This window comes from Aureimonas sp. OT7 (assembly GCF_014844055.1).
In the GTDB taxonomy this organism is placed as follows: domain Bacteria; phylum Pseudomonadota; class Alphaproteobacteria; order Rhizobiales; family Rhizobiaceae; genus Aureimonas; species Aureimonas altamirensis_A.
Genome location: NZ_CP062167.1, coordinates 3320533 through 3344514, shown reverse-complemented (window position 1 = coordinate 3344514; position 23982 = coordinate 3320533). Strand labels below are relative to the sequence as shown.

Annotated in this window: 18 protein-coding genes and 1 tRNA gene; 13 read left to right on the top strand and 6 right to left on the bottom strand. The window is 63.2% G+C overall.

Annotated features, from left to right (window positions below; translation table 11 throughout):
- Window positions 1–169 precede the first annotated feature (169 nt).
- The 6 genes from IGS74_RS16040 to IGS74_RS16015 all read left to right on the top strand — a co-directional run bounded on the left by IGS74_RS16040 (window position 170) and on the right by IGS74_RS16015 (window position 7991).
- The gene (locus tag IGS74_RS16040) at window positions 170–1561 is read left to right on the top strand and encodes an aminotransferase (RefSeq protein ID WP_192387438.1); all 1392 of its coding nucleotides are present in this window, start codon (window positions 170–172) and stop codon (window positions 1559–1561) included.
- A gap of 34 nt (window positions 1562–1595) precedes the next feature.
- Window positions 1596–3083: an aldehyde dehydrogenase gene (locus IGS74_RS16035; protein ID WP_192387436.1), complete on the top strand. Its 1488-nt coding sequence runs from the start codon at window positions 1596–1598 to the stop codon at window positions 3081–3083.
- Between the two features lie 63 nt (window positions 3084–3146).
- The gene (locus tag IGS74_RS16030) at window positions 3147–4805 is read left to right on the top strand and encodes a class I adenylate-forming enzyme family protein (protein ID WP_192387434.1); all 1659 of its coding nucleotides are present in this window, start codon (window positions 3147–3149) and stop codon (window positions 4803–4805) included.
- Window positions 4802–6397 (top strand): NAD(P)/FAD-dependent oxidoreductase, encoded by a 1596-nt coding sequence (locus IGS74_RS16025; RefSeq protein ID WP_192387432.1) that lies wholly within the window; start codon window positions 4802–4804, stop codon window positions 6395–6397. Before IGS74_RS16030 ends, IGS74_RS16025 begins: the two co-directional genes overlap by 4 nt.
- A gap of 4 nt (window positions 6398–6401) precedes the next feature.
- Window positions 6402–7259, top strand: a complete 858-nt coding sequence (locus IGS74_RS16020; RefSeq protein WP_192387430.1) for an amidohydrolase family protein — start codon at window positions 6402–6404, stop codon at window positions 7257–7259.
- A 39-nt stretch (window positions 7260–7298) separates the two neighbouring features.
- A complete protein-coding gene (locus tag IGS74_RS16015) occupies window positions 7299–7991 on the top strand; it encodes a TetR family transcriptional regulator C-terminal domain-containing protein (RefSeq protein ID WP_206688177.1) in 693 nt (230 codons plus the stop codon).
- On the opposite strand, the gene IGS74_RS16010 is transcribed toward IGS74_RS16015, so the two are convergent.
- Both IGS74_RS16010 and IGS74_RS16005 read right to left on the bottom strand, forming a co-directional pair.
- Window positions 7988–9043 carry a histone deacetylase family protein gene (locus IGS74_RS16010; RefSeq protein WP_192387428.1) on the bottom strand — a complete coding sequence of 352 codons (1056 nt, stop codon included), beginning with the start codon at window positions 9041–9043 and terminating at the stop codon, window positions 7988–7990. The two genes, IGS74_RS16015 and IGS74_RS16010, sit on opposite strands and share 4 nt — an antisense overlap.
- 2 nt (window positions 9044–9045) lie before the next feature.
- On the bottom strand, window positions 9046–10485 hold the full coding sequence (locus IGS74_RS16005) for an amidase family protein (RefSeq protein WP_192387426.1): 1440 nt from the start codon (window positions 10483–10485) through the stop codon (window positions 9046–9048).
- A 193-nt stretch (window positions 10486–10678) separates the two neighbouring features.
- On the opposite strand from IGS74_RS16005, the gene IGS74_RS16000 reads away from it, so the two are divergent.
- The 5 genes from IGS74_RS16000 to IGS74_RS15980 all read left to right on the top strand — a co-directional run bounded on the left by IGS74_RS16000 (window position 10679) and on the right by IGS74_RS15980 (window position 17528).
- On the top strand, window positions 10679–12280 hold the full coding sequence (locus IGS74_RS16000; protein WP_192387424.1) for an ABC transporter substrate-binding protein: 1602 nt from the start codon (window positions 10679–10681) through the stop codon (window positions 12278–12280).
- Between the two features lie 46 nt (window positions 12281–12326).
- A complete protein-coding gene (locus IGS74_RS15995) occupies window positions 12327–13931 on the top strand; it encodes an ABC transporter substrate-binding protein (RefSeq protein WP_192387422.1) in 1605 nt (534 codons plus the stop codon).
- A 69-nt stretch (window positions 13932–14000) separates the two neighbouring features.
- Complete coding sequence (locus IGS74_RS15990; protein ID WP_192387420.1) at window positions 14001–14966, top strand: ABC transporter permease; 966 nt, start codon at window positions 14001–14003, stop codon at window positions 14964–14966.
- Between the two features lie 8 nt (window positions 14967–14974).
- Complete coding sequence (locus tag IGS74_RS15985; RefSeq protein ID WP_192387418.1) at window positions 14975–15853, top strand: ABC transporter permease; 879 nt, start codon at window positions 14975–14977, stop codon at window positions 15851–15853.
- Between the two features lie 4 nt (window positions 15854–15857).
- Window positions 15858–17528 (top strand): ABC transporter ATP-binding protein, encoded by a 1671-nt coding sequence (locus IGS74_RS15980; protein ID WP_192387416.1) that lies wholly within the window; start codon window positions 15858–15860, stop codon window positions 17526–17528.
- Here IGS74_RS15980 and IGS74_RS15975 read toward each other — a convergent pair.
- The 3 genes from IGS74_RS15975 to IGS74_RS15965 all read right to left on the bottom strand — a co-directional run bounded on the left by IGS74_RS15975 (window position 17470) and on the right by IGS74_RS15965 (window position 19776).
- The gene (locus IGS74_RS15975; protein WP_192387414.1) at window positions 17470–19161 is read right to left on the bottom strand and encodes a choline dehydrogenase; all 1692 of its coding nucleotides are present in this window, start codon (window positions 19159–19161) and stop codon (window positions 17470–17472) included. The two genes, IGS74_RS15980 and IGS74_RS15975, sit on opposite strands and share 59 nt — an antisense overlap.
- Before the next feature lie 197 nt (window positions 19162–19358).
- A tRNA-Met gene (locus tag IGS74_RS15970) sits at window positions 19359–19435 on the bottom strand.
- Window positions 19436–19539: 104 nt separating this feature from the next.
- Window positions 19540–19776, bottom strand: a complete 237-nt coding sequence (locus tag IGS74_RS15965; protein WP_039192066.1) for a DUF3297 family protein — start codon at window positions 19774–19776, stop codon at window positions 19540–19542.
- Window positions 19777–19959: 183 nt separating this feature from the next.
- Between IGS74_RS15965 and IGS74_RS15960 the strand changes: the two genes are divergently transcribed.
- Both IGS74_RS15960 and IGS74_RS15955 read left to right on the top strand, forming a co-directional pair.
- Window positions 19960–21000 (top strand): L-idonate 5-dehydrogenase, encoded by a 1041-nt coding sequence (locus IGS74_RS15960; protein ID WP_192387412.1) that lies wholly within the window; start codon window positions 19960–19962, stop codon window positions 20998–21000.
- A 41-nt stretch (window positions 21001–21041) separates the two neighbouring features.
- Window positions 21042–22511: a mannitol dehydrogenase family protein gene (locus tag IGS74_RS15955; RefSeq protein WP_192387410.1), complete on the top strand. Its 1470-nt coding sequence runs from the start codon at window positions 21042–21044 to the stop codon at window positions 22509–22511.
- A 2-nt stretch (window positions 22512–22513) separates the two neighbouring features.
- On the opposite strand, the gene IGS74_RS15950 is transcribed toward IGS74_RS15955, so the two are convergent.
- Window positions 22514–23911, bottom strand: a complete 1398-nt coding sequence (locus IGS74_RS15950; RefSeq protein WP_192387408.1) for an MATE family efflux transporter — start codon at window positions 23909–23911, stop codon at window positions 22514–22516.
- Between the last annotated feature and the right edge of the window lie 71 nt (window positions 23912–23982).

Here is a 23982-nt window from a genome sequence, read left to right as displayed (position 1 = left end):
CGTGACGTTTCAGATCGCTATCCTAACCACGCGGAACAGTGTGCCGCAATAGTTCTCTGATTGATTGGGCAATCAGAATGTTGACATGTTCATTCCTGTTCGTCATTACTGGCTTAGGGGCTGTGGCAGGCGACCGCACCGGGCCTGCCGCATGAGCGAGGAGTGAGTGATGTCTGAAAACTCGGCTGCACCGATCAAAAAGGCATTGAGCCGGAACGTGATGCTTCCGGCTCAGGACATGGCTTTGCTGGGCCAGACATCTCAACCGATCCTTACTCATGCAGACGGCATCTATGTCTATGCGGATGATGGCCGCCGCCTCATCGACGGACCCGCCGGCATGTGGTGTGCCCAGGTGGGATACGGCCGGCGCGAGATCGTAGACGCCATAGCGCATCAGGCAATGGTGCTGCCTTACGCTTCACCCTGGTACATGGCGACAAGCCCGGCGGCTCGGCTGGCCGCCAGGATCGCCGAGCTGACTCCCGGTGATCTGAACCGGATATTCTTTACGACGGGCGGCTCGACGGCGGTCGACAGTGCCCTGCGCTTCAGCGAGTTCTACAACAACGTCCAGGGGCGCCCGCAGAAGAAGCGCATCATCGTGCGCTATGACGGTTATCATGGATCTACGGCCCTGGCCGCCGCCTGCACCGGCCGCACGGGCAACTGGCCGAACTTCGATATCGCGGACGAACGGATCTCGTTCCTGTCGAGCCCCAACCCGCGACACGCAGGCAACCGTACGCAAGAGGCGTTCCTCGACGATCTCGTCCAGGAGTTCGAGGACCGGATCGAGGCTCTCGGCCCCGACACCATCGCCGCCTTTCTTGCCGAGCCGGTTCTGGCATCGGGCGGCGTCATCATACCCCCAAAGGGCTACCATGCCAGGTTCAAGGCGATCTGCGAGGCCCACGATATCCTCTACATTTCGGACGAGGTCGTGACGGCGTTCGGTCGATGCGGCGAATGGTTCGCTTCCGAAAGCGTTTTCGACGTCGTTCCGGACATCATCACCTTTGCCAAGGGTGTGACCTCCGGCTACGTGCCGCTGGGTGGCATGGCCATATCCGAAAAGGTGCTGGAGCGCGTTTCAGGCGACAAGGCCGGGGGAAGCTATTTCACCAACGGCTACACCTACACCAACCAGCCAGTGGCCTGCGCCGCCGCGCTCGCCAACATCGAGTTGATGGAGCGCGAGGACGTGGTGGTCCGCGCCCGCGCCATGGCGCCGTATTTCGCACAGGCTCTTGCGTCCCTGCGCGATCTGCCCGGCGTTGCCGAGACTCGATCGGTCGGGCTCATGGGCTGTGTTCAGTGCCTTCTGGATCCGACCCGTGCGGACGGCAATGCCGACGACAAGGCCTTTACGCTGGAGATCGACAACCGCTGCTTCGAGCTGGGGCTCATCGTTCGTCCGCTCGGCGATCTTTGCGTCCTGTCTCCGCCGCTCATCATCACGCGAGAACAGATCGACGACATGGTGGCGATCATGCGCCGGGCGATCAGCGAAGTCGGCGCTGCGCACGGCCTGCACGCAAGAGTTCCGGCCGCTGTCTAGCGGGTTCAAAATCCTCAAGCACACAGGTTTCAACATGCTGCACGATATCGACTGGCATGCACGCGCCTCCGCCGTTGCCCTTCCCAACAGGCCATTTATCGATGGCCGTTACGTTGACAGCCTGTCGGGCGAGACGTTCGCCTGCGTCTATCCCGGCGATGGCCGCCTCCTGACGGACGTCGCTTCCTGCAATGAGCGTGACGTCGACCGCGCCGTGCAGAGTGCGCGGGCCGCGTTCGAAAGTGGTGTCTGGTCGCGGATGAACCCGGCGGATCGGCGGCGGATTCTGCTGCGCTTCGCCGAACTGATCCTGCAGAACCGCGAAGAGCTTGCCCTTCTGGAGACACTCAACGTCGGCAAGCCCATAGCGAATGCCTACAATGGAGATGTCGTCAGCGCCGCCAATTGCATCGCCTGGTACGCCGAGGCGATCGACAAGGTCTATGGCGAGGTCGCCGCGACGGCCCATGACATGACCACCCTGGTGCTGCGCGAACCGCTCGGCGTCGTCGCCGCCGTCGTTCCCTGGAACTACCCGATGTCGATGGCTGCCTGGAAGCTCGGTCCGGCCCTTGCGACAGGTAACTCGGTCATCCTCAAGCCTGCGGAGCAGTCGCCCTTCACCGCGCTGAAATTCGGCGAGCTGGCGATCGAGGCGGGTATGCCGGCCGGCGTGCTGAATGTCGTGCCGGGTCTCGGTCATATCGCGGGCAAGGCGCTTGGCCTGCACATGGACGTCGACTGCATCGGGTTCACGGGTTCGACGGAAGTAGGCAAGTATTTCATGCAGTATTCAGGCAGCTCGAACATCAAGCGCATCGGCCTCGAACTCGGCGGCAAATCTCCGCAGATCGTGCTGGCGGATTGCGACGATCTGGACGCAGCCGCTGCCGGTATCGCCGCTGGGATCTTTGCCAATACAGGCCAGGTCTGTAACGCGGGTTCGCGCCTGATCGTGGACGAGGCCGTGCGCGACAGCCTTCTGGACCGGATCGCTGCGCAGGCACTCAATTTCGCGCCCGGCGATCCGCTCGATACATCGACGCGCATGGGCTCGATGGTGAGCCAGGAGCAGATGGAGCGGGTTCTCGGCTACATCGATGCCGGCCAGCGGGATGGCGCCAAGGCGCTGATCGGGGGCGGCAGGGTGCGCAACGAGACGGGCGGCTTCTATGTCGCGCCGACGATTTTCGACGGCGTTCGCAACGACATGACGATCGCCAGGGAAGAGATATTCGGGCCGGTGCTCTCGGTCATTTCCGTTCGCGGCCTGGACGAGGCGATGACGGTTGCCAACGATACGGTCTACGGGCTGGCGGGCGCGGTCTGGACGGGCTCGCTCAGGAACGCGCACCGCGCGGCCAAGGCAATGCGGGCCGGCGTCGTCTGGGTAAACTGCTTCGACCGCGGATCGCTTGCCGTGCCTTTCGGTGGTTTCAAGCAGTCGGGCTTCGGACGCGACAAGTCCCTTCATGCCATGGACAAGTACACGGACCTGAAAGCGGTCTGGTTCGCCCACTGAGACGAACTCTGACGCGTCCGCGACGCCGTCGCCAGGTCTAACCTCGAGCATCGGAGCCAGAGCATGTGGAAGGACGAAGTCCTCAATCTACCCGTCATGCCATATGCGGAGCGCCGGCGCCGGATCGAACAGGAACGCCTGCCCGCCAATATCGGCGAGCTTATCGACGATGCCGCCGCGGAGGCCGGCGATCGTCAGCTGTGGAACTTCTTCGACAGCGGCGAGACGATCACCTACGCGCAGATGCGCCGACAGGTGAACGGTCTCGCCTCCCAGCTAGTCCGGTCGGGCGTCACCAAGGGCACGCATGTCGGTGTCATGCTGCCGAACATCCCGGCTTTCCCTCTGACCTGGTTGGCGCTTGGCCGGATCGGCGCCGTCATGCTGCCGATCAACCCGGCCTATACGCCGCGAGAAGTCGCGCATGTGATGAACCTCGCCGATGCCGAATGGATCGTAACGCACGAGGCCACCCGCGGCGTTGTCGAGCAGGCCGTCGCCGAGACCCTGATAGCGCCCCTGGACGGCCGCATGATCGTTTTCGGGGATGGCGATTGCGGCGAAGCTCTGGACTGGTCCCGGCTCGCCGCCGAGCCTGCCGACAGCTTCGTGCCGCCTGCGCCCGTCGAGCCCTATGATCTGCTGAACATCCAGTTCACTTCCGGGACCAGCGGTTTCCCGAAGGGTTGCATGCTGTCGCAACGCTACTGGATCTCGGCCGGCAAGGTGAACGCGTTTCGCGATGGGCGCCGGTATCGTCGGCTGCTGGCGTCGACGCCGTTCTTCTACATGGATCCGCAATGGCTGCTGCTGATGACGCTGTTCCAGCGCGGCACGCTGTTCGTCGCCGCCCGGCAATCGACCAGCCGTTTCTCGGCCTGGCTTCGTGACTATGAAATCGAGTTCTGTCTGCTCCCCTGGGTTCTTCACGGTATGCACGCCCAGGACCATGATGCGGACAACAGGGTCGTCCGGGCCAACATATACGGCTGCCCGAAAGACCTGCACCGACAGCTCGAGGATCGCTTCGACCTCAATGCGCGCGAGGCCTTCGGCATGACCGAGACCGGGCCGGCGATGTTCGTACCGGTGGAACGGAGCGACAAGGTCGGCTCAGGGTCCTGCGGCGTGCCTTGCCCGTTCCGCGAGTGCCGTATCGTTGGCGAGGACGGTGAACCGGTGGAGCACGGCGCGATCGGCGAACTTCAGATTCGCGGACCCGGCATCATGCTCGGGTACTACAACAATCCCGAAGCGACGGCGGAGGCGCTGAAGGATGGCTGGTTCTCGACCGGAGACCTGTTCCGGCAGACCGATGACGGCTTCTACCAGATCGTCGGGCGCAAGAAGGATATGATCCGGCGGTCGGCGGAAAATATCGCCGCACGGGAGGTGGAAACCGTGCTGGCCGCAGCGCCCGGCGTTGCCGAGGTTGCCGTCGTGGGCGTGCCGGACGCGCTGAGGGGGCAGGAGGTCAAGGCCTATCTGAAGCTCAAGGCGGGATGGTCGCCCGGGGCGCAGGTGATCGACGATGTCATTGCCGTGGCCCAGGCCGGCCTTGCGCCCTTCAAGGTGCCGCGCTTCTACGCTTTCGTGGACGATTTCCCACGGACCGCCTCCCTGAAGATCGCCAAGCCGAAGATCACGGCGGATGTGGCCGATCTGCGCGTCGGGTCGTTCGATCGCGTTTCCGGAACCTGGATCGAAGGAGCGTCGGCATGACCCCCGAACACGACGCCATCATCGTCGGAGGCGGTCACAACGGCCTGACCTGCGGCGCGTATCTTGCGCGTGCGGGGGTCAAGGTGCTCGTTCTGGAGCGACGGGAGATGGTGGGCGGCGCCGCCGTTACCGAGGAATTCGCAACCGGCTTCCGAACCTCCACGGCCTCCTATTATCAAGGCCTGCTGCAGCCGAAGATCATTCTGGATCTGGAACTGCAGAAGTACGGGTTCGAGGTGTTGCCGGCGGCGCCGATCGTCTTTGCCCTGGCCGGGGACAGGACGTTCACCATGTGGGACGACCCCGACCGCTTCGCCGCGGAGATCGCGCGCTTTTCCAATGTCGACGGGGAGGCTTATGCAGCCTATCGCGCGCACATGAAGAAGCTCGCCCCTCATATGCAGCGCCTTCTTTGGGAAATTCCGATCAATCCGTCCAGTTCCCGCCCGGCGGATCTGAAGCGGCTTGCAGGTTTCGTCTGGCGCTTCCGGAAGGTCGGGCCGCAATTCTACGACATCTACAATCTGCTGACGCTCAGCGCATGGGACTATCTGTCCCGCTGGTTCTCGTCAGACGAGGTGAAACTCGTCCTCGGCTTCTTTGCCGGCGGTGGCGGTGCAAACGCCAGTCTGAAAACGCCCGGTTCCGCATTCATGCTTGCCCGGGGCATCGTCCGTGACGGCACAACCCCGGCCGGGCCGGCCGGCTTCATGAAGGGCGGCATGGGCGCCATCTCCGAAGCGATCCGCCGCTCGGGAGAGGCTTACGGCATGGTTGTGCGAACAGGCTGTCCGATCGAGCGCATCCTGGTCGAAGATGGTCGCGCCGTCGGCGTCCGCCTGGAAACCGGCGAGGAGATCCGCTCGCGGATCGTCATCGCCAATGCCACGGCGCGCACCGTTTTCACCAAGCTCCTCGACCCGGCAACGCTGCCGGACGATTTCAACCGGGACATAGAAAACATCCGCTGCGAAAGCACGGTGTTCCGCGTCAACCTCGCCTTGTCGGCGCTGCCGGAGGCGCCACTCTTCGGCCGCACCAACACCGAGGGGCGGATCGTACCCCAGATGACGATCGCGCCCTCCGTCGATACGATGGAGCAGGCATGGCGCGAGGCGCAGGCCGGTGAGATCGCGCGTGAGCCATTCCTGATCGTGAAGATACCCACCCTGGTGGATGAGACGCTTGCGCCTGCGGGGCAGCATGTCATGAACGTCTTTGGCGGCCATGCTCCGTACACGCTGGCGCACGGCACATGGGACGAACGCCGGGAGGAACTCTGGCTGCGCGTGCTTGCGGTGCTGAAGACCTACTACCCCGACATCGAAGAGAAAATCCTGCATCGGCAGGTGCTGACGCCGCTGGATATGGAAAGGGTCTTCGATCTTCCCAAGGGACACGTTCATCATGGGGAAATCAGCGCCGACCAGCAGTTTTTCCGCCGACCGTCTGCCGGGTTCGCCGATTATCGGAGCCCCGTTCAGTGGCTGTACCAGGCCTCCGCCTCCGTTCATCCGGGCGGTGGGGTGACCGGCGTGCCCGGCCACAATGCCGCGAAGGTCATTCTGGAAGATCGCCGCAAATGGAACTGAAGGCATGTTGATCGATTTTTCCAGCCGTCCGCCCCATCCGGACTTCAACCCACCGGCACCCCACCTGCAGAATTACAGGCGCGTCTACGCCAACAGCGAGGCGCGATCGGCAGGGGCGGACGAGGGGCAGGGCCTGAAGAGCTGGCTCGAAACCTACGATCGGCTCAATGCGCGGCATGTCGTGTTGAAGGCCCGGGATCTGACGACGACTTTCGGTTTCAAGATTTCCAACGAGAGCGTGGCGGGTTTCGTCCGCCAGCATGGTCCGCGCTATATCGGCTTTGCCGGCGTCGACCCGTGGCAGGACGATGCGGTTGCGACGTTCGAGCACGCCGTGCGCGACCTGGGCCTGCGTGGCCTGAACCTCCAATGTTTCGAGCTGAAGATGACGCCGGACGATCCACGGCTGTTCGCCCTGTATGAAAAGGCGGTCGAGCTGGATGTGCCGGTCAATATTCACTGCGGCATCAACTTCTCCACGCAGACGCCGATGAGTGTCGGCAAGCCCGAGCATATCGACAATGTGATGGTGCGTTTTCCGCAACTGCGCGCCGTCGCCTCGCCCCCCGGCTGGCCATGGGTGCAGGAGCTTCTCGGCGTTGCCTGGCGCCATCCCAACCTTTACATCGGCGTCCTGGCCGTCCGCCCGAAGCTCCTGTCCAAGCCGCATTCAGGGTACGAAGCCCTGCTGCAGTATGGGCGAACCATCCTGAGAGAGAAGATGATCTTCGGGTCCGCCTTTCCCATGATGCCGATCGGCCAGGCGCTCCAGGAATTGCAGGAGCTCGGCCTGGATGACGAAACCTTCCGGCTTTGGACCAGCGGCAATGCGCTACGCTTGCTTGGCCTTCCGGAAGGCTGAACTTGACGAGGCGTCGCCGCCTACAATAAGCCAGTTCAGGTGTCGGCGACCCTCCGGATAAAGTTAGAAATGATGACCGAGACAAAGCCGAAACGTCAGCGCACCGTTACTTCGAGCAAGACGCGAACGCGCGACGACCAGGTTATCGACCGGCGACGCTCGCTATTGAAGGCGGCCATCAAAGTTATTTCGAAGCGTGGACTGACCGGAGTCACGATAAACTCCATCGCAGCGGAGGCGAAATGCTCTTACGGCGTTGTCGCATTCCACTTCCAGTCGAAGGAAGGCATCATATTCGCCGCGCTCGATTACAGCGCCGCGGAGTATGAATCCTACCTGACCAAGCTCAACAGTTCGGAGCGAGGGCCGGCTGAGCGCATCCGGCACATGATCGATACGGATTTCAGCCGCAAGGCCGCAGGCACCGACGCCATCGCCCTCTGGCTGGCATTCTGGGCGGAAGCGGCCCGCGTTCCAAGCTTCCGTAAACGCTGCGGGGAACTGCGCACGCACTATAACAACGCGGTCATCGCCGACGTAAAGGCACTCGCCGAGCTGCGCGGCATCACCGTTGACGCGGAGCGCATGGCGCTGTCGCTGAACGCCATGATTTCCGGCCTGTGGATCGAGAACCTGCTTCTGCCCCTGTCCTGGGCCGAAGGGCAGAAGCGCGGCCACGACGCATGCCTGGCCTTTATGCGAGCCTACTTCCCCGAGGATTTCCAGGCTTAGATACGCACGGCGGCCGAAGGCGGCCGGCTCTGGTCAAAGCCGGATAGAAGGTTCACGACATTCACGCCGAGGGCGTCCGTCGCATAGCCGCCTTCCATGACGAACAAGGTCGGCAGGCCCAGCGCCGCGATGCGCCGGCCGATCTCGATGTAATCCGCCGACGCCAGTTCGAAACGCGAGATGGGATCGCCTTTGAAAGTATCGACCCCGAGCGACACGACGACGGCATGGGGCAAGAACTGCCCGATGCGCGCCAGCGCCGTATCGAGTGCCTCGAGCCATCGTTCGGTGCCCGTGCCCCATGGAAGTGGAAGATTGAGATTTGTCCCCGCACCCGCGGCTTCGCCTGTCTCGTCTGCAAATCCGATGTAATAGGGGTAGTCCTGTCTGGGATCGGCATGGATGGACGCCGTCAGCACTTCGGCGCGTTCGTAGAAGATATCCTGCGTGCCGTTGCCATGATGGTAGTCGATATCGAGCACGGCGACCCGCTGCGCGCCTTGCGTCAGGAAAGACTGGGCCGCGATGGCCGCGTTGTTGAGAAAGCAATAGCCGCCGAAGTAGTCGCGCCCGGCATGATGGCCCGGCGGACGGCACAGCGCGAAGGCCGAGGCTTCCCCATCCATGATATGCTGTGCACCCGTCAGGGCACAGTCGACAGCCGCCCGCGCCGCGGTCCACGTTCCGGCCAGTATGGGGCTGCTCATGTCGACCACGTATCGGCCGAGTTCGGCGCCTGGCCGCGCGGTTGCGATCTGTCGCGTGCGCCTCGGCGGCCACACATTCGGATAGGCCGGCGTCGGTCCGAACTCGCGCGTCCATGCATCCCACGCGATCTCCAGAAACCGGACCATGTCCGGATCATGCACGGCCGTGATCGCATCCGCGCCGAACGCGCGTGGAGGCACGATCGGGCCCAGGCCGGATTGCTCTATCGCAGCCCTGATGCGTTCGGCGCGCAGTGGGGTCTCGAAGGCTTCGACCCATTGTCCACGGTAGAACTCTGTTTCGACGCTTTGTGCGGCATGGTCTTCGGCGTAGATCGTGATCATCGTCAATTTGCGCCCTGCAGGGATGGCCGGTCGGCATTGGAGCGGAACCAGCCGCCCATGGCAGCCTCGTAAGCAAACGCGGCGTTAAACACGGACTGGTCCTCGAAGGTGCGTCCGACGATCTGGATTCCGGTCGGCACGCCGCTGGTCGCCCGCCCAGAAGGTACGGACAGGACAGGGCAGCGGCTCAGCATGTTGAACGGCCACGCCATCGTCCAGCCAAGGAGTGAATCGACAACCTGCCCGTTGATCACGATATCCGTTTCGATATCGAAATCCGCGGCCACGGCCGGCACCGCAAGGGTGGGGCAGATGAAGAGATCGAACCCTTCCATCATCGGCCCGAAATGCTGCCACATGCGACCTTCGACTGAAAGGGAGTTGAGGTAGTCGATTGTACCGACGTTCAGGGAGGCGCGTGCGAAGCGCCGCGTGTATGCGCACAAGGCATCTTCGCGATCGTCGAGATACTCGGCGAGCCAGGCGCCGAACAGCGCCTTGTGATGGGTCATGGCGGCCTCGTAGACATCCCATGTCCACGAAAGGTCGACTTCCTCGACCGTGGCGCCGAGAGACGCCAGAACCTCGATTGCGCGCAGCGTGTTGGCCCGGACCTCCGGGTCGATCTGCATGAACCCGAAATCGAGCGAGTAGGCGATCTTCCAGCCTTTGATCCCCGAGCGATCGGCGATCAACTCGAGCTTGGGCTTCAGCGTCGTGATGTCCTGCGGGTGCGGGCCTGCCAATACGTTCTGCATCAGCATGCAGTCTTCCACGCTGCGTGCCATCGGCCCAGGGTGATTGTAGTGATCCAGATTGAAAGGCGGTGTCGCCGGTACCCGGCCGTATGGCGGCTTGAAGCCGACCACGCCGCAAGCCGAGGCCGGAATGCGGATAGACCCGCCGATGTCCGACCCGGTGGCAAGTGGCGTCAGGCCAGCGGCCAGGGCTGCGCCAGCTCCGCCGGATGAGCCCCCGGGCGTGAATGCGGTGTTCCAGGGATTGCGCGTTATCCCCCACTGGCGCGAGTGACAGAACGGGGTGCATGAGAATTCCGGCGTAGTCGTGCGGGCATGAACGACCGATCCGGCATCCAGAAGCCGCGAGACGACAGGTGCGCTCGCGTCCGCCACGTGGTCCGCGAACAGAAGCGATCCATAGGTCGTCACCTTGCCCGCCATCATATTCTCGTCCTTGAGGGCGAGCGGAACTCCATCGAGTGGACCCGCCGCGCCCGAGCCGGACATATAGCGCTCCTCCGACAGGCGGGCTGCGGCAAGCGCCTCTTCGGGATAGGTAAAGCAGACGGCGTTGATATCGTTGCGGGTGTCTTCCACGCGGTCCAGGCAAGCCTGGACAACCTCGACCGGCGAGACCTCCCTTTTGCGGTACAAGCGCAACAATTCGACTGCACCAAGATAGCAGAGCGCCGTGTCGGTCATGGGGCCCGGATCCTTGCCTGGGAGAGGGGGAGGAAGCACACGGTAAACATTTCTCGATTGATCGGTCAATCAGTTTGTTGACAGGGTTCCGTTTCCGCGTATTGTCGTTGCAAGGGGGTGCTCGGCGGGATGTCGGGCACGCTTGCCAGGGGTTGACGACCATCATCCAAGCGGACTTCGAGAGGGCAGGCATATGACAGACTCGTATCGGCGCCAGATCGATAAACTGCATGACGACGTGCGCCGTGGGCGATTGTCGCGCCGCGATTTCATGATCCGCAGCGCTGCCATCGTCGGTGCTGGCGCACTGCCCGTGCTGCCTTTCGGTGCGCGCGCCGAAGAGCCGGCCTCCGGCGGTTTCATGAAGCTCGGCCTGCACAATGCCTCGCAGAACGACAGCCTCGATCCCGGTACCTGGTCGACCAGTTGGACGGGCGCGTCGTTCAATGGCGGGGTTTTCAACAACCTTGTCGAAATATTGCCCGACGGATCTGTCGCAGGCGATCTCGCGGAAAGCTGGGAACTGGATTCCGGGGCGAAGATCTGGCGCTTCAAGCTGCGGCCGGGGGTGGTTTTCCATAACGGCAAAAGCCTCGTTGCAGAGGATGTGCGCCAGTCCCTCCTGCATCACATGAAGCCGGATTCGACGTCTGGCGCACGGGCGATCGTCCAGCAGATCGAAACCATCAATGCGGATGGGCCCGAGACCGTCGTTATCACTCTGACCGAGGGGAATGCCGATCTTGCCTACCTTCTGTCGGACTATCACCTGTCCATCTACCCGGCCCTGGATGGCGGCGGCATCGACATGGAATCGGGTGTCGGAACGGGAGCGTTCCTTCTAGAAAGCTTCGAACCCGGCATCGCGACGCGACTGAAGCGCAATCCAAACTACCATAAGAACGGAAAGCCCTATCTCGACGAGGTCGAGTTCATCAATATTCCGGATGCGACCGCCCGGCTGAATGCGCTTCTGACGGGCGAGGTCGACTTCATCCAGGACCTCGACATTCGCAACGTGTCATTGGTGGAGCGATCCGGCGATTTCGCCATCGTGCGCACGCCTAGCCTGCGGCACTTTACCTTCGACATGGACACCCGCGTTGCGCCTTTCGACAACCCCGACGTACGGCTGGCGCTGAAATACGCCCTCGACCGACAGGACGTGATCGACAAGGTCTTCCTGGGCGAGGGGGCGATCGGCAACGACAACCCCGTCGCGTCCATCCAGAAATATCACCGGGACCTGCCGGCACGAGAGTTCAGCATCGCCAAGGCAAAAGACCATCTGGCGAAGGCCGGCGTCGATACGCTCCAGATCGACTTGTCGGTTGCCGAGAACGCCTTTGCGGGCGCGATCGAGGCGGCGACCCTGTACCAGGAACACGCGGCCCAGGCTGGCATCAACATCAACGTCGTCCGCGAGGCGGCGGATGGATACTGGGAAAATGTTTGGCGGAAGAAGCCCTTCTGTGCCGTGGACTATTTCGGACGGGCAACGGTCGACTGGCTTTTCGCGACAAGCTACGTCACCGGTGCGCCCTGGAATTCCGGCTGGTCGAATGCAGAGTTCGACGCCTTACACAAGGCGGCAAGGGCCGAAACGGACGAAGAAAAGCGCGGCGCCGATTATGGAAAGATGCAGGAGATCCTGCGGGACGACGGGAACGTCATCACCGTTGCCTTCGTCAGCTGGCGCGACGCCGTGTCTGACCGTGTCGGCTTCGGCGAAGTCGGCGGATTGATGCCCCTGGACAACATGCGTCTGTGCGAGCGCTGGTGGCTCAAGTCCTGATACGCGACATCACTCAAACCCGTCTCTTGCGACCGGAGGCTGCCATATGAGTAAACGGGATACGACCATTGCAGATCAGATCCTGTGCGCCTCGGCCGCGTTCCGGCCCACACGTCGCGCGCTTATCGTAGGGGCGGCCGCGGGCGCGGGTCTTGGCCTGCTACCTTCATTCACCTTTGCCGAGGATGGCCCCCGCCAGGGTGGGTCGCTGAAGTATGGTGTGAACGATGGTTCGCAGCAGGATACGCTGGAGCCGGGAAGCTGGAGCACGGTCATGTGCGGGGCCGCCTTCAACGGCGCGCTTTGCAATAATCTGGTCGAGATCCTTCCCGATGGCTCGCTTGCCGGAGACCTTGCTGTCAGTTGGGAAAGCAGCAGCGACGCGCGCCAATGGGTATTCACCCTGCGGCGGGACGTACGGTTCCACGATGGACGGCCTTTCACCGGCGTCGATGCCATGGAATCGCTTCGTCACCATATGGGCGAGGGCAGCACCTCGGGCGCACTCCCGATCGTCGGCCAGATCGATCGAATGGAACTGGAGGGGGACGACCGTCTCGTCGTCACCTTGAAAGACGGTAACGCCGACTTCCCCTATCTCCTCTCGGACTATCACCTGTCCATCTTTCCGGCCAGGGATGGGGGCGGGATCGACTGGGAAAGTGGAATAGGGACAGGCGCTTTCCGTCTGGAAAGTTTCGAGCCGGGCATGGCCGCCCGCCTGGTGCGCAATTCCGACTATCACAAGCCCGGCCTGCCATATTTCGATGCCGTGGAGTTCATCGCCATTCCGGATCGGAACGCGCGGCTCAATGCACTTTTGACCGGCGAGGTCGATGTCATAGAGGATGTCGATATTCGCAACATTGCGCTGATCGAGCGTAATCCGCAGTTCGTCATTCATCGCACACCGAGCCTGCGGCACCTGACCTTCGACATGAATACTTCCACCTCCCCCTTCGACAATCCGGCGGTCCGGCAGGCCATGAAGCTGGCCATGGATCGCGATGACATCATTGCGAAGGTCTTCCTGGGGGAGGCCGCTGTCGGTGACGACAACCCGGTCGCCGACATCATGAAACTCTGGAGCGCTACCCCGCCGCAGCACCGGTACGATCCGGAGGCTGCCCGCAAGCTTCTGGCCGACGCGGGTATCGAAGGACTGACCGTCGACCTGTCAGTGGCGGATTCAGCCTTTCCCGGGGCCATCGACGCGGCCGTCCTTTACCGCGAGCACGCCGCCAAGGCCGGCATCACGATCAACGTCGTCCAGGAAGCCGATGATGGGTATTGGGACAATGTCTGGCTGGTAAAGCCATTCAACGCGGCGGACTGGTATGGCCGAGCAACGCTCGACTGGCTCTTCGCAACCTCCTACACATCGAATGCCCCGTGGAACAATACCGGCTTCAGGAATACGCGCTTCGACGAGCTCCACGGCCTTGCCCATTCCGAACAGGATGAAGCGATACGTGCCGAACGGTACCGCGAGATGCAGCAGATCCTGCACGACGACGGCGGTGTGATTACGGTCGCCTTCGTATCCTGGCGACTGGCGATGAGCCGCGCGATCGGGCATGGCCAGACCGGAGGAATCCTTCCGGCGGACAATCATCGGTGTTCGGAACGCTGGTGGCGTATTGACGCCTGAACCGCAAACCCCCGACAGCCAAGTTTGTGGCACGTTCTATCCACACGGTAGCCGCCGGAGACCGCGCGCATGACCCGAACGTCACATCCGATCCTGTCCATGGTTGTCAGCCGGATCGGCCTGGGAGCCTTGAGCCTCCTGATCGTATCGCTCATCATTTTCTTTTCGGTCAGCCTGCTACCGGGAAGCTACGCATCCGCGATCCTGGGACAGAACGCGACGCCGGCCGCCGTGCAGGCGATGGAACTCAAACTTGGCCTAGACCAGCCCGCGCTATGGCGGTACGTCGGCTGGCTCGGCGGCGCCGTCAGCGGCGATATGGGTACGTCCTTCGCAGGACGCCCGGTGATGGCGGTGCTCGGGCCGCGCCTTGCCAACACCCTGACGCTGGCAACGATCACCGCTTTGATAGCGGTTCCCCTGGCGATCGTACTCGGTATCGTCTGTGTCAGGTTCCGAGGCCGCTTCATCGACCGCTTCCTGTCGACCACGACCCTGGCTTCGATCTCCCTGCCGGAGTTCTTCGTTGCCTACATTGTCATGATGCTCTTCGCCGTGAAGCTGAACTGGTTCCCATCCATGGCGGGCATCCGGAACGGCATGGACTTCGGCGAGCAGCTCTATCGCATGATACTGCCCATCCTGACGCTCCTGCTCGTCATCCTGGCGCATATGGTGCGCAACACGCGGGCGGCCATTCTTTCGGTTATGGCCAGTCCATACATCGAGATGGCGCGCCTTAAAGGGGAACCGGAGCGCAGGGTCATCCTGCGTGAAGCGCTTCCAAATGCCGTCGGACCCATAGCCAGCGTTGTAGCGCTGAACCTCGCGTACCTGATTTCCGGTGTCGTCGTCATCGAAGTTGTTTTCGTCTATCCGGGTGTCGGACAAGCCATGATCGACGCGGTCCGCAATCGAGACGTACCCGTCATCCAGGCATGCGCGCTCATTTTCGCGGTGGCGTATATCGGGTTCAATCTCATTGCTGACATCATATCGATCGTCAGCAATCCGCGTCTCCTGCATCCACGATGAGGAAGGTCATGGAACAGAGCATCGCCCCATCGATCGCCCATCCCGGCCTTCGCCTTCGTGCCTGGATGCTGCTTCGATCGGCACCCCTGACGGCCAAGTTCGGCATGGTGGTCGTCGCGCTCTATGCCTTCGTGGCCATCTTCGCGTCGGGGCTCGCGCCCTATGGCGAAGTGGAGGTCGTGTCTCGCGTGCCGTTCGAGGCGTGGAGCTCCGCCCACTGGCTCGGAACCGACCAGCTTGGCCGGGACTACCTTTCGCGCCTCATCTTCGGCGCGCGCAACTCCATCTCGATCGCTCTGGTCACCACCATCATTTCATTTTCGATCGGCTGCCTGCTCGGCGTATTCTCGGCGCTGGTGGGCGGCGTGATCGACCAGATCATCTCGCGTATCGTCGATGCGGTCATGTCGGTACCGGACCTCATCTTCATATTGATGATCCTGTCGATCTTCGGTTCTTCCATTCCGAACCTGATCCTCATCATCTCGGTTCTGACGTCGACGAGATTCTATCGGATCTCGCGAGCAGCGGCACTGAACGTCGCCAATCTCGATTTCGTCGAAGCGTCGCGCGCCCGCGGCGAAAGCCTTGTCTGGGTATCGATCCATGAGATCGTTCCCAATATCCTTCCGCTGCTTCTGTCCGAGCTGGGGATGCGGTTCTGCTTCATCTTCCTCTCCATTGCGGCGCTGTCCTTTCTGGGGGTCGGCATCCAGCCGCCCCTGGCGGAGTGGGGGTCGATGGTTCGTGACAATGCCGCGCTCATCAACATGGGGGACATCACGCCCCTCATCCCGGCAGCGGCGATCGCCCTTCTGGCGATTGCGGTCAATTTCGTGGTGGATTGGATGCTGCATCGCGCCAGCGGTCTGACCGAGGAAAGCTGAGACCATGACGCACACAGCACCACAAACGGACCGTAAGCCCGTCATCGAAATTTCGGATCTGCGCATCGAGGCATGCGCGAACGAGTCTTGGTTGCCGATTGTCAAGGGCGTGAGCTTCAGGGTCTGCCCCGGCGAGGTGCTGGGCCTTGTCGGCGAGTCCGGAGCCGGAAAGTCGACCATTGGGCTGTCTGCCCTCGGTTATCTTAGGCCGGGCGCAAGAGTGACGTCGGGCTCGGTGCGGTTGGCAGGCGTGGACCTGCTTGCCATTCCCGAGGACGCCAGGCGGAAGCTGCGGGGAACCACCGTAGCCTACATCGCGCAAAGCGCTCAGGCCGCGTTCAACCCCGCCCACCGCCTCATGCAGCAGGTGATCTCGGCGGCCGTGGATCGCGGCGGCATGAAGCGGTCCGTTGCGGAGGCGCGCGCCGTCGCCCTGTTCAGGGCGTTGCAGCTTCCGAACCCCGAAACCTTCGGCACGCGCTATCCGCACCAGGTATCCGGCGGCCAGCTGCAGCGCGCAATGGTTGCCATGGCGATGATCTGCAACCCGGCATTGATCGTTTTCGACGAACCGACGACCGCACTGGACGTCACCACCCAGGTCGAGGTGTTGATCTCGATCCGGAAGGTCATCGAAGAGTTCCACGTCGCTGCCATATACATCACGCACGATCTTGCAGTGGTTGCGCAGATCGCTAATCGCGTTGCCGTGCTGCGCTTCGGCGAAGTCGTTGAAGAGGGGCCGATACGGCAGATCATGGATGCGCCGGCGCACCCCTACACAAGAAGCTTGTGGGCGGTGCACGAAATGTCCCCCGCCAGCCAGCCGCCGGACGAACGCCAAGCCGAGCCGATCCTGTCCATCCAGTCGTTGACCGCGCATTACGGAAAATTCGAAGTGCTGGCGGATATCAACTTCGATATCCGGCGCGGGGAAACCGTCGCGATCGTCGGCGAGTCAGGCTCTGGCAAATCGACACTCGGCCGCGTCGTTACGGGGCTGAAGGAACCGTCCACCGGTAGATGTGTCTTCGACGGTGCGATTCTGCCCCCGACGATGGCCGGAAGGCCCCTCGGCCTCAAGCGCCGGATTCAGCTTATCTACCAGTCCGCCGATACCGCCCTCAACCCGCGCACGACCGTGCGTCAGATCATCGGGCGCCCCGTCCAGCTGTACCATGGGCTCACCGGTGCCAAGCGCGATACGCGGGTGGTGGAACTGCTGAGACTCGTGGAGCTGAACGAAACCCATCTGGATCGTTTGCCGGGGCAGCTTTCAGGGGGGCAAAAGCAACGCGTCGCAATCGCCCGTGCGCTGGCGGCGGACCCCGAACTGATCGTCTGCGATGAGATCACTTCGGCTCTGGATAAGGTGGTCCAGGCCGATGTCCTGCGGATGCTGGTGGACCTGCAGCGCAAGCTCGGCGTTTCCTATCTGTTCATCACGCATGATATCGAAGTGGTACGCGCGATTGCCGATCGCGTCGTCGTGATGCAGGAAGGGCGTATCGTACAGCAGGGGCCCACGGGCGCGGTATTCACGCCGCCGCAGGCGCCCTACACGGAAAAACTGCTGGCATCGGTACCGGATATGTCGGTCGGCTGGCTGGATTCCCTTATTCAAGCGCGGTTGAACCGCGCAGCTCGGCCAGAACCACGGCCGATTGCGGACTGATCGGGTCGGGCTGAAGCGGACGTACGCCCCTGATCATGTCGGCCGCCTTTTCGGCAATCATGATAACCGTAGCGTTAAGGTTGGCGCCGACGATATTCGGCATGACCGACGCGTCTACAATGCGTAGCCCGCCGACGCCGATGACCCGTAATTCCGGATCCACGACGGCTTGCTCGCCAGTGCCCATCCTGCAGGTGCAACTCGGGTGGAATTCCGTCGCAAGATGCGCCCGCAGGGCATCGTCGATCTGCTGATCGCTGGACAGTCCGGCGCCGGGCAGGTCTTCCTGTGTTCCCAGCCGCTGCATGGCGGGCTGGTTTACGATCTCGCGCGTGATGCGCACCCCATTGCGCAGCGCGATCAGGTCGCGAGGGTCGGACAGGAAGTTGAAGTCGATGACGGGCGCGTCCTGTACCGAGCCGCTGCGTAGTGTGACACTGCCGGTGCTATGCTGGCGTGTCTGGGACATATGCAGCGAAAAACCGTTCGACAGGGAGAAGCGTCCATCCGGGCGCGTATCGATCTTCATCGGTCCAAGATGATAGTGAACGCCCGGAAGCCGTGCGCCCGGCGTAACGCAAGCGAAACCGCCAACCTCCCAGATGTTCGATGCGGCCGGGCCGCTTTGATCGATCAGCCATTGCAGGCCGACGCGAAGTTTGCCGGCCGGCGTTCCCATCCAGGCATGGGATACGTTTTCGGTGCACTGGAACGACAATCCCAGATTGAGATGGTCCTGCAGGTTCCGGCCCACGAAGGGACTGTCGGCCACGACGGGTATGCGGTGGCGGCGCAGGTCCTGCGCCGGGCCGATGCCGGAAAGCATCAGCAGCTGCGGGGAATGGATGGCGCCCCCGCACAGGATCACCTCGCGATCGGCATGGACGGTGACCAGTTCTCCGCCTCGCTGGTAGGTCACGCCGACCGCCTGACCGGAAACGACGTTCACCTTGTGTGTGAGCGAATTCGTACGGACCGTCAGGTTGGCGCGGCTCATGGCCGGGTGCAGATATGCGACGGCGGCACTGCAGCGACGTCCGCCAATCTTCGTCGCATCCATGCGGCCGAAGCCGACTGCATCCGGTCCGTTCAGGTCGTCGACGATGCGGTGGCCGGCCGAAGCCGCGGCTTCCTGGAAACGATCGAAGATCGTTGATTGCAAGCGGCCCTGCTGGACGTGGAGGGGCCCATTGCCACCGCGATGCAGTGACGGCCCCCTGTCGCTGGTTTCCGACTTGCGAAAGTACGGCAGGCAGTTTGCATAGCCCCACTCCGTCAGCCCCTCTGCAGCCCAGCCATCGTAATCCGCCGGATGACCGCGCAGGTAGACCAGCGAGTTGACCGATGACGATCCGCCAAGGGTCCGACCGCGGGGCACGGGAATCCTTCGATGATTCAGTTCGGCCTGCGGCTCGCTTTCGAAGCGCCAGGTCCATTTGGGATTGTGATAGACCCTGTAGACCCCAGCCGGAATTTTCATCATCAAGCCACTATCCGGCGGTCCGGCTTCCAACAACAACACCGTCGTATCGAGGTTCTCGGTAAGTCGGGCGGCCAGCACGCACCCGGCCGATCCACCCCCGACAATGATGTAGTCGAAGCGGCCGACGAGCTTCTCGGTTCGAGCACGCATGAGCAAACCTTCCGCGCTCCAGCGGGTGGATGCGCTCTGATCAGGACGCATCGGGCCGCGAAATCGAGATCATCGATCATAGATCCGTACTGACTGATTGAACAGTCAAAAATAAACGCCGGCCGCAGCTTGCCTTGGCTGACCGCCGCAGGGTCGGCATCTGGCTGCGCCAAAGCCCCACATTGAAAGGCAGGAAGTGGTAGCGGAGGAGGGACTTGAACCCCCGACACGCGGATTATGATTCCGCTGCTCTAACCAACTGAGCTACTCCGCCACGCAGGGCCAAAGGCCCGTAGCAAACCGCCGGACGCTTGCGTCGACGGTGGCGCGATATAGGAAAAGCGCCGCGATCCTGTCAAGCGGTTCGCGGCGCGAATATCACTCGGAACGAAGATAGGGCTCGACCGGGCCCGTCAACTTCATCGTCAGCGGCTTTCCACGCCGGTCGACCGACTTGCCGAGGCTGACGCGCACCCAGCCCTCGCTGACGCAATACTCTTCCACATTGGTCTTCTCTTCTCCCTTGAAGCGAATCCCTATGCCCTTCTGAAGCAGCTCCTCATCGTAGTAGGGGCTGTCGGGATCCACGGACAGGCGATCCGGCATATCGGACATTGAAAAATCCTTCGTTCCGTCGGTTGCATATCGCGCCAATAGACCATTTGGCGCTCCTGCGAAACCGCCGAGCCACAACCCGTGCGGCGGCGGGCCGCCATTGACTTAGCCCCACCCGTACGGCACACAGCCGGGATGCTATTGGTCAGGCCAATTGTCTGACATCGCCATGGGATGGAAAGCATGAGCACCGCCGCACGCGCCGCCAAGATCTTTGCACCGGAAGACCTGCGTTTCGTAGACGAGACGTTGCAGCCTGTCGCGCCCGGCATGGTGCGCGTTGCCTTCGGAGCCGGCGGCATCTGCGGTTCCGACATGCACTACTTTCGCCATGCCCGCACGGGCGATTTCGTGGTGACGTCTCCGTTGACCCTCGGCCACGAAGTGGCGGGCACGATCTCGGCGCTCGGGGAGGGGGTTTCCGGCCTCGCCGTCGGCGACCGCGTGGCCGTGAACCCATCGCGCTGGTGCGGCCATTGCAAGCCCTGCCGCGAGGGCCGGGAGAACCTGTGCGAGAACATCTACTTCATGGGCTCGGCTTCCAAGACGCCCCATATGGCGGGCGGATTTGCAACCGAGTTCGACGCCATTCCGGCGCAATGCGTGAAGATACCGGACAGCCTGCCCATGGAGGCGGCCGCCCTTGCCGAGCCGCTGTCCGTCTGTCTGCATGCCGTGTCGCGCGCAGGCGACATGACCGGCCGGTATGCCCTGGTCATGGGCGCCGGCCCCATCGGACTGCTGACCGCCATGGTGGCCCGGCACAAGGGCGCTTCGCAGGTGGCCATGGCTGACATCGCCGCCGGGCCGCTGGCTTTCGGCCAGAAGCTCGGGTTTTCCCCCGTCGTGGATGTATCGAAGCAGGATCTGGCCGAGGGATTGGGCACACCGCCGGACGTGGTATTCGAGGCGACTGGCTCGCCGGCCGGCCTGAATGCGGCAATCAAGGCCGTGCGACGGGGCGGTACGATCGTGCAGATCGGCAACCTCGCCGCCGGCGAGCTGCCCGTTCTGGCCAATTCCGTCATGTCCAAGGAAATCGACCTTCTCGGGTCTTTCCGCTTCGGCAACGTGTTCGAGGAAGCCGTCGAGCTGATCGCTTCCGGTACCATCGACGTGACCACGCTGATTACGGCACGTCGCCCCTTGCCCGATGTCGTGGAGGCATTCCGCCTGGCACTGGATCGCTCGCAGAGCGTCAAGGTGATCCTGACCGCCGCCTGACGCAGCGCAGCCCACAGCCGACACAGGATGATCGACCCCGCATGACCGAACGCCTCTCCGACGCCACTCTTGCGGCCCTCGAACCGGGGATCGCGCGCCCTGCCTACGACCGCGGCTCGCTGCGGCACGGGATCGTGCATCTCGGCGTCGGGGCGTTCCACCGCGCGCACCAGGCCGTCTATACGGAAGCCGTGCTGAACTCCGGCGATACCGGATGGGGCATCGTCGGTGTATCCCTGCGCTCGCCCGATACGCGCGACGCGCTGACACCGCAGGACGGCCTGTATACCGTGGCCGTGCGCGACGCCACCGGCGAGAGCCTGCAGGTCGTGGGGGCGATCACGTCGCTCCTGGTCGCTCCCGAGTCGCCCGCCGCCGTCCTCGACGCCCTGACGGCGCCCGATACAAGGATCGTCAGCCTGACGGTGACCGAAAAGGGATACTGCCACAAACCGGCGACCGGCGAACTCGACGAGGCCAATGCCGATATCGTGCATGACCTGGCCGCGCCCGCAACGCCGAAAAGCGCCATCGGCTACCTGGTCGAGGCGATCGCCCGCCGGCGCGCTGCCGGGCTGGCGCCCTTCACTGTGCTGTCTTGCGACAATCTCCCGTCCAACGGCGAGACGGTGCGCCGTGTCGTAACGCGTTTCGCCGAGATGCGCGACCCGGACCTGGCCGCCTATATCGGCGGGGCGGTGACATTTCCGTCGACCATGGTCGACAGGATCGTTCCGGCCACCACCGACGCCGACCGCCAGACCGTGGCCGACGCGCTCGGACTGGTGGATGCGTGGCCGATCGCCACCGAGCCGTTCAGCCAATGGGTCGTGGAAGATCGCTTCGCCAGCGGCCGGCCGGCCTGGGAAGACGCCGGCGTGACCTTCGTCGACGACGTCGAGCCCTTCGAACTGATGAAGCTGCGGCTTCTGAACGGCAGTCACTCCACCCTTGCCTACCTTGGCTACCTCGCCGGGCACGAGACCGTGCACGCCACGATGATGGCGCCCGGTTTCGACGCGCTGGTGCGCGGACTGATGGAGGAAGAGGCGATCCCGACGCTTCCCCCGATCGCCGGATTCGACATGCGCGCCTATGGCGGCGAACTGCGCGACCGGTTCCGCAATCCGGCCCTGAAACATCGAACCTGGCAGATCGCGATGGACGGATCGCAGAAGATCCCGCAGCGGCTGCTGAACACGATCCGCGCCTGCCGTGCGTCAGGCCTTGGCCATGAGCGCCTGTCGCTCGGCGTGGCTGCCTGGATGCGCTACGTAACGGGCACCGACGAAGAGGGACGCCCCATCGACGTCCGCGATCCGATGGCAGAGCGCATCAAGGCCGGGCTTGCCGGAAAGTCGTCGGCCGACGAAGTGGCAAAAGCCCTTTTCGGCCTGGGCATCTTCGGCGACGACCTGCCTGCGGACAGCGGTTTCGTGGATAGCCTGACCGCGCAGCTGAAGCGGCTGATGGGCGAGGGCGCGGCAAGGGTGGCGGCAGGCTTCGGCTGATCTCACGTACCCAGGAGCAGAGCGCCGCGGCGCTCGCGCCGCAGGAAGCGCCCCGTCATCAAGGCGGCGGAAGCGGCCAGGCCGATGGCCAGGCCCCACCAGATGCCGATGCCGCCCCAGCCGGCTGCGAAGGCCAGCGTATAAGCCGTCGGCATGCCGATGCCCCAATAGCTGAAGATGGCGATGAGCATCGGCACCCGCGTGTCGCGCAGCCCGCGCAAGGCGCCGCTGGACAAGACCTGGACCGTATCGACGAGCTGGAAGGCCGCTGCCACGGCCACGAAGGGCACCGCATAGGCAAGCACCTCGGCGGAGCGCGGGTCCCCCTCGTTGAGATAGAGCCCGATCAGAGCATAGGGCAGCGTCCAGAAGGTCAGGGCTGCAAGGGATGCCGCCGCCACACCGACGCCGACCGCGGTGCGCGCCGCGCGGGAGATTCCGGCCGCGTCGCGCCGGCCATAGGCCCGACCCACGCGTACGGTGGCGGCGCCGGCAAGGCCCAGCGGCACCATGAAGGCGATGCTGGCAAGTTGCAGTGCAATGCCGTGCGCCGCCAGTTGCAGCGGTCCGAACCAGCCCATCATGATCGACGTGGCGGTGAAAAGGCCGACTTCCGCAACGATGGTGGCGCCGATGGGCCAGCCAAGCCGGAGCACCTCGCGGAACGCCGGCCAATCCGGCCGCAGGAACCGGACGAAGAGCTCGTAGCCGCGCAGCAGCGGATGGCGCGCGCAATACAGCGACAGGAAAAGCGCAACGGCGCCGACGGCGATCAGCGTGGCAAGCCCAGACCCGGCCATGCCCATGGCGGGCAGGCCCAAATGGCCGAAAATCAGGACGTAGTTGAGTATGGCGTTGACGACGACGCCGATAACGAGCGCAACGAGCACGATGCGCGGACGCTCGATCGCGCTGAGAAACGAGCGCAGCACCATGACGAACAGTTGCAGGACGAGCGACCACTGCAGCACGCGCATGTACTGGCCGGCCAGAGCGGCGATGTCGGGCTGCTGCCCGAGTGCCTTCAGGACCGGCTCGGCGAACCACAGGGGAACCATGAACACGGCGGAATAGGCCAGTATGGCCCACAGCCCCATGCGTACAGACCGGCGGATGCCTCGCGTATCGCTCGCGCCGGCCGCGTTGGCTGCCAGCGGCATCACCGCGTAGGCGAGGCCCGAGCCGAACATCCAGACCACGAAAAACATCTGCCAGCCCAGCACGGCCGCGGCCAGTTCCAGCGGGCCGAGCCAGCCGAGCATCACCGTGTTGGTGACGTTCATGCCGACCTGCGCGAGCTGCGCGCCGATCAGCGGCAGGCCGAGTGCAAGCGTCGATTTCAGGTGAAAGGCCCACGGGCCGCCATTCGTGCGGCTCGCATCCGGGGCATCGGCGGACATGATGGGCGTTTCCTCAGATTTTCTTTACCGCATTATGGCGGTTTTACTGTGGTGGTTAGCGCATTGGATTC

Bases quoted from the DNA above. Each gene is read 5' to 3' on its own strand.
- IGS74_RS15990 (WP_192387420.1), top strand. From the start codon at position 14,001: ATGACCCGAACGTCACATCCGATCCTGTCCATGGTTGTCAGCCGGATC.
- IGS74_RS16000 (WP_192387424.1), top strand. From the start codon at position 10,679: ATGACAGACTCGTATCGGCGCCAGATCGATAAACTGCATGACGACGTG.
- IGS74_RS15985 (WP_192387418.1), top strand. From the start codon at position 14,975: ATGGAACAGAGCATCGCCCCATCGATCGCCCATCCCGGCCTTCGCCTT.
- IGS74_RS15965 (WP_039192066.1), bottom strand. From the start codon at position 19,776: ATGTCCGATATGCCGGATCGCCTGTCCGTGGATCCCGACAGCCCCTAC.
- IGS74_RS16030 (WP_192387434.1), top strand. From the start codon at position 3,147: ATGTGGAAGGACGAAGTCCTCAATCTACCCGTCATGCCATATGCGGAG.
- IGS74_RS15980 (WP_192387416.1), top strand. From the start codon at position 15,858: ATGACGCACACAGCACCACAAACGGACCGTAAGCCCGTCATCGAAATT.
- IGS74_RS15995 (WP_192387422.1), top strand. From the start codon at position 12,327: ATGAGTAAACGGGATACGACCATTGCAGATCAGATCCTGTGCGCCTCG.
- IGS74_RS15960 (WP_192387412.1), top strand. From the start codon at position 19,960: ATGAGCACCGCCGCACGCGCCGCCAAGATCTTTGCACCGGAAGACCTG.
- IGS74_RS15955 (WP_192387410.1), top strand. From the start codon at position 21,042: ATGACCGAACGCCTCTCCGACGCCACTCTTGCGGCCCTCGAACCGGGG.
- IGS74_RS15950 (WP_192387408.1), bottom strand. From the start codon at position 23,911: ATGTCCGCCGATGCCCCGGATGCGAGCCGCACGAATGGCGGCCCGTGG.
- IGS74_RS16025 (WP_192387432.1), top strand. From the start codon at position 4,802: ATGACCCCCGAACACGACGCCATCATCGTCGGAGGCGGTCACAACGGC.
- IGS74_RS16040 (WP_192387438.1), top strand. From the start codon at position 170: ATGTCTGAAAACTCGGCTGCACCGATCAAAAAGGCATTGAGCCGGAAC.
- IGS74_RS16005 (WP_192387426.1), bottom strand. From the start codon at position 10,485: ATGACCGACACGGCGCTCTGCTATCTTGGTGCAGTCGAATTGTTGCGC.
- IGS74_RS16035 (WP_192387436.1), top strand. From the start codon at position 1,596: ATGCTGCACGATATCGACTGGCATGCACGCGCCTCCGCCGTTGCCCTT.
- IGS74_RS16020 (WP_192387430.1), top strand. From the start codon at position 6,402: ATGTTGATCGATTTTTCCAGCCGTCCGCCCCATCCGGACTTCAACCCA.
- IGS74_RS16010 (WP_192387428.1), bottom strand. From the start codon at position 9,043: ATGATCACGATCTACGCCGAAGACCATGCCGCACAAAGCGTCGAAACA.
- IGS74_RS15975 (WP_192387414.1), bottom strand. From the start codon at position 19,161: ATGCGTGCTCGAACCGAGAAGCTCGTCGGCCGCTTCGACTACATCATT.